Genomic DNA, 4,934 nt, shown 5'->3' on the forward strand with positions numbered 1-4,934 from the left:
GTTCGGCACTTAAGCCACCGGCTTCTTTTATAAGAATTTCTTATTCAATTGACGTAATGAACTTTTTAAAGTGAAAGTTATGGGAAATATCACATCAGCACTGTTTGTCGCAGTACTGTTTTTTTGTGCAACAATACCTTGTTCTGCCGCAGAAGCTCTCAATTCGCCACCACTATCCGAAAAGCAACTGCTCCATAAATCAGAGAGTAGGGCATGGGGAGTCTATGGATGGTTGAATTCGGATTATAGTGATATACCAAAAGGATACGAAGGTAAGGTAAAAGGAGTACCCATAGTAGAAAAATGGCGCGATGTTGAGCCTCAAAATGGTGTGTTTATCTTCGATAAGATTATCACCCCACAATTAGAGCAACTGGCGAATGCCGGGTTACATACATTCCTGATGATTTGGGTTGCTCCCAAAGCTCCTGAATGGCTGTTTGATGAAGGTGTGCCTCTGGTTGAGATGAAGCCTCATGTCAATCCATTAGGTGAAGAGAGGAACTCTACATACCAATACTATTTGGATGGTAAATATCAATTTTTCTATTACCGGTTTATTGATGCGTTCGGAAAGTATCTCAAATCACTGCCAGATCATCTTCGGGAAGTAATACTGTTTGTACAATCTGCTGAGGGTTCCACTGGAGATGGCGGTTGCTACAAGGGTGATCCTATTGATCCAAAATACGACATAAGTGGTAATGACTGGGAAGAGTATCGAATCGTTGCGTGGAGCAAGTTCAAAGAAGCTTTTGCCACTGATAATGGAGAGTGGATCGTTCCTCTTGCCGTAAACTTTGATAACCGAAGTGAGAAAACAAGCCGCTGGATTGAGGAAAATATGGATGATATATACCTCAAAAAGGGGGATTTCTCACATGGATACCATATCAGTGGAATGTCAAAGCGTCTGGATGACTTCAATGCAATTGTGACCAGGGCTAAATCTCGGGGAAAAAAAGTTTACTCACGTGGTGAGCAGGACGCTGAGTGGAAAACCCATGGTTGGAGTGCCAATAATCCTGAGCAGGCCTTCTATTGGTCAGGGCTGTTTGCTACTCATAATGGGCTGGATATGTGGAATATACCGTTCGAGGCAATGCAAAAGCACAATCTTATACCAACGATTGATTTCTTTAATAAATACTCCCGGCAACATGACTCGGGCAGTTCCACTGCTGCCTTTTGTGCGCTTAGAAAGGGGCTTGATGCTTCGGATACAGATGGCTACCCGGTTAAGTTATATGGCAAGGCTCGCAGATCGAATACCGATCGATATATCAAGATAGCTCAAGCGCATAATCGGTATGGGGCTGTGCAGCAAGACCCGGGACGTGCCACAAAAGGGATGATGATCAATCGCAAAAGAAAGGGATACAATGACGTTGGCTGGGATATAGTACCCTCCAACTATTGTCGATTCCTGACTCAAATTGATGCAGACCAGACATCTGTCGGGTATTGGCATATAGACAAAACAATATATGGTCGATTTGCCAGAGGTTTTGAGAAAGCATCAGGAAGAGATGCAATGTATTTTGCACTTGACCCTGATTTTTTTGCAGGGGGAGTTGCTGATCGGGTTAAGTTGACTATTACATACCTTGACAACGCTGATAGCGTCTGGGAAGTCTGCTATGGCACTCGTAGCGGTACAGAATGCAGGGTAGTGATGGGCAGCGGCAGCAATAGCTGGAAACAAGTTGACTTTATTCTTTCAGATGTCCTTTTTCAAAAAGTCCTGGATAGAGATAGCGACTTGATCATTAGAGACAAATCCGGTGACGATACAATTTTCCATATGATCGAAATAGATAGGTTGTAGGGAATTTCCTGCGATTTATGTTGATCTGGAATAAATGGTATATCTTATGGATTTTCTGAGACAAAACACTGTCTGTTAATGTGTAACAGACAGTGTCGGGTGAAAGTAACGTCTGGTTGTCAACTTACATTGGGTTGCTGTTTAACCAGCAAGGTTTGCAGCAACAAATTCCCAGTTCACCAGGGCCCAGAAGCCTTTCAGGTAGTCTGGGCGCACGTTACGGTAGTCGATGTAGTAAGCGTGCTCCCAAAGGTCGCAGGTCAGCAGAGGCTTCTGGTCGCCAGTGACTGGAGTACCAGCGTTGCTGGTGTTGACGATTTCCAGGGAGCCGTCGGTGTTTTTTACCAGCCAGGTCCAGGAAGAACCAAAGTTGTTAACGGCCATGTCAGAGAACTTGGCAACGAACTCATCAAAAGAGCCAAAGGCCTTGTCGATAGCTGCAGCCAGCTCACCAGAAGGTTTATCACCGCCTTTTGGGCTCAGGCAGTTCCAGTAGAAGGTGTGGTTCCATACCTGGGCAGCGTTGTTGAAGATGCCACCTTCAGAAGTCTTGATGATCTCTTCCAGGCTCTTGCTTTCCAGCTCGGTGCCTTCAACCAGACCGTTCAGTTTGACTACATAAGTGTTGTGATGTTTGCCGTAATGGTAATCCAGAGTTTCCTTGGAGATATGTGGTTCCAGGGCATCGCGCTCATAAGGCAGCTCAGGCAGTTGAAAAGCCATTTGTGTTCTCCCGCTGTGGTTGGAATAGTATTTGGTTCGTTCAGAGACCTGATTGTTCGCAAAGCGATAGTAGCACTGAGGCTACTACGAATCTATGTGGACTTTATCTTGAGGTTTGTCGAAGAAATTTCAAGTCCACAATTGGCTTATACGTTGAATAAAAGGTTGGGGGCTGGATTTGTTTCTTCTACAGTTTCTTCTACAATGGCTCCTCTTAATTTTTCTGAACAGCCAGGAGCTCGGAACACCGTTTCTTCCCGGGAGCCTTCAGGACAGTCTTGAGTCCGACAGGCTTCTGGTCTTAAAGAATTCACACCTGAAGCGGCGTTTTTGATTGCAAGCAGTGACTATGCAAGAGGATAAAAAGATTCATCAGTCAAGCCAGGACTTATCGATAACCGCTGGGCAGCGTCCCTCCAGACATCGTTCTACAGGCACTGGGTCAAAAAGTCCCGGTAAGCCCACCTCCACCAATACAGGCGGTGGTTCGGGTCATCTGGTTTCTGGTGTGCTGTTTTTGCTTCTGGCCGGTGTTACCGGGGGAGGTTACTGGCAGGTGACTGAGTTGCAGAAGGCCCTCAATGATACCCGGCAGGAGCTTCAGGCCACCCGGGATCAGCTGGGGCTGGTAACAGGTCAGGTTTCTCAAACCGGTGAAACCATTAACCAGAGTGACTCCATCTTCCGCTCAGAACTTAAAGTAGTGAACTCCGAAATCCGCAAGCTCTGGGATGTTTCTAACAAAAGAAACCGTCAGTGGATTAATGAGAATAAAGAAAAGATTGAACAGGGTGCGAAGAAAGCAGATCTTGCTGTCAAGCAGTCCGATGCAGCCAAACAATTTTCTGAGCAGGCGGTCTCAAAGTTGACTGAGCTTGACCAGATGGTTAAAGCAGTGGCGACTGAACAGCTGGTTGCCAATTCGGATATGATCAGCCGCATTGAAGCCCTGAAGGCTGAAGTTGATGGTGTAAAGAACACGTTATCTGGACAACAGATTATAGAGCAGCAAATCAAGGCTTCTGCTCAAACCCAGAAAGAACTCAGCAAAAAGCTGGCCGCTTTCCAGAGCCAGATCTCCCTGCGGTTGCAACAGCTGGAAAATACCATGCGGGATTTTGGCAGTTCCAAAGACAAGGGGTTGACAATTCAGTAGTGGTTAATAACGGAGAAACGATGAGCGGTGAAAATTAACTATTCTGGTTTATGTTTCAGGCTGCCTTTGGGTTCGAGGCCAGTTGCTATCAGGCTGGTCTGACTGAGAGGCATCCTGGGTTATCAGAACCTGGAAAGCCAATCCTTTTCTGATTTTTTGGTCAGCTATGGGGGCTGCTCTGTAGTCAAAAAAATGTACTGAATATGATTTAAAAAGGTCGTTGTTTCATAATTGAAGAAAAACTGTTCAATCTATCCGCTTTTGTTGGCAACTGTACTGAGTTTTCTCTTAAAGGCTAAATAAGGTCTTCTATTCTGCTAGCCTGAAATTAAATAAGGTGTAATCATGGATTAATCAGACTCCAGCAACTGGGTCTGATGATGTTTCTTCAACTGATTGCCTGCTGATAGTTAAGGACAACAAACAGTCAGGACGGGTTATGAGTAATGTCAACGGGCCAAGAGGAAATAGCTTTTCAACACCCCCAGAGTTTCCCCGTGGTGACCTGGAAACGGCTAAGGGAAAAAACGGTGTAAGCCCTAAAGGCCATCGGTACGTTCAAACAGTCTGGGGAAGTTCACACCAAAGTCCAAGAAAACCATTTCGTGCCAGAAGTATTCGATCTGTTCCTGTTCTTGATGTAAAAATCAGGGGGTTGCTAAAGTCTGATCATTTTCGGGATATAGAGAGAGCACTGGAGAGTAATGGCGATATAAAGGCTGATCGTCGACAACTACAGCCAGATCGAGATGAAGTTGAGAAAATATTAAAAGATATTCAAACCAAAGCAGCAAAAAATGAAGTAGATCTGGATACTGATTTCTCAACAAAACTAAAACAACACCTGAATGATCTTAAAACAATTGATTTGAGCGGCCCGAAAGAGCTTGCACAAATCATTGTTTCGACGATGGATGATATCAGGGATTGGCATTTTAACGCAGGTTATGACAAAACGTTAATCACAGGCAAACAACTGATTGATTCTGAGGGAAAGCTCAGAGATATTCTCAGTAATTACAGTGTTGAAAATCCGGGAGTAACTGGGCAGGAAGCCATAACTCCAGTCAAGGCTGGAGATGAGGAATCAGTTTATGGTTCTGACGTTACTTTTCCTTCATCTACAGATACAGGAGCTGGAACCAGTCCAGCGGCCGTAGCTTCTGGGATGACCGGTGGTAGCAGTCCGACTCCACAGGTTACTGATGCCTCAACCAGTCCGATGCC

At 45.1% G+C, this 4,934-nt stretch carries 4 protein-coding genes; 3 read left to right on the plus strand and 1 reads right to left on the minus strand.

Annotated features, from left to right (window positions below):
• The first annotated feature begins 79 nt into the window (after positions 1-79).
• Positions 80-1,828: a hypothetical protein gene (locus KDK13_RS14760; protein WP_257285737.1), complete on the plus strand. Its 1,749-nt coding sequence runs from the start codon at positions 80-82 to the stop codon at positions 1,826-1,828.
• 141 nt (positions 1,829-1,969) lie between these two features.
• Here the strand turns inward: KDK13_RS14760 and sodB are convergent, their stop codons facing one another.
• Entirely contained in the window at positions 1,970-2,551 is a 582-nt protein-coding gene (gene sodB / locus KDK13_RS14765) for a superoxide dismutase [Fe] (RefSeq protein WP_257285738.1), read from the minus strand.
• A gap of 349 nt (positions 2,552-2,900) precedes the next feature.
• Here sodB and KDK13_RS14770 point away from each other — a divergent pair, with 349 nt between their 5' ends.
• Positions 2,901-3,707, plus strand: a complete 807-nt coding sequence (locus KDK13_RS14770) for a hypothetical protein (RefSeq protein WP_257285739.1) — start codon at positions 2,901-2,903, stop codon at positions 3,705-3,707.
• Positions 3,708-4,146: 439 nt separating this feature from the next.
• The coding region (locus KDK13_RS14775; RefSeq protein ID WP_257285740.1) for a hypothetical protein at positions 4,147-4,934 on the plus strand (788 nt) is incomplete at its 3' end.

It is taken from the genome of Endozoicomonas sp. SESOKO1 (genome assembly GCF_024606265.1).
Taxonomy (GTDB): Bacteria; Pseudomonadota; Gammaproteobacteria; order Pseudomonadales; family Endozoicomonadaceae; genus Endozoicomonas.